The organism is Halomonas sp. 3A7M (assembly GCF_014897875.1).
GTDB lineage: Bacteria > Pseudomonadota > Gammaproteobacteria > Pseudomonadales > Halomonadaceae > Vreelandella.
On record NZ_JABUZD010000079.1, the window covers coordinates 1 to 648 of the forward strand.

The 648-nt window shown below is 56.8% G+C and carries 1 protein-coding gene; it reads right to left on the minus strand.

Features of this window, described 5'->3' with window-relative positions; genetic code table 11:
* Nucleotides 1-161: 161 nt before the first annotated feature.
* Nucleotides 162-648 (minus strand): transposase (locus INT19_RS07300; RefSeq protein WP_193060289.1); only part of this gene is annotated, 487 nt, incomplete at its 5' end.

Below are 648 nucleotides of genomic sequence, written 5' to 3' on the forward strand. Positions count from 1 at the left end.
CCTGGATTTCTCATAGTACCTCAGCCAGTACCGCACTCAGGCTGTAACACCGCTAAACACCTACTGGCTCGACTTACATCGGCTATTTTTTAACCACTTTCCGTCCTTCAGACACACTTCCCCCTTTCCCCCATTGCGTCGGGCCGGGGGCGCCCGAGCAGTCAGTTCGGCACCAACCGCCTGACCAGATCGGATAGCGCCGTTTTATAGGGGTAGCTGTCACTCATCAACACCCGGATGCGGCGCGTATTGCGGAGGATGACCGCGCCTACTTTGATGAGCTTGAGCCTCAGGTTGCTTGGACTCATGCGCGCGAAGGGCGTGTGCTTCAGGTAAGTCCGTAACCGCTCGAACAGCGTATAAGCGAAGCCCGACAAGATCAGCCGCCACTGATTGGCCCACCAGTGCGTGCTGGAGGTCCGGTCAGCAAACAGGCTCAGTTGTTGATCCTTGATCCGGTTCTCCATGTCACCCCGGGCACAGTACTGCTCGTAGTAAAGCTTGAAGCCATCATCGTAACGGGAACTGATGATAAACCGGGGATTAGAGCCTAACTCACCTTCTTCTAGGCGGGCCACCACCCAGCGTGGGTATTTCCAGGAGCGGGCTTGATACTGGAAGCGGAACGTCCCCGCTACTTTCCCTCCC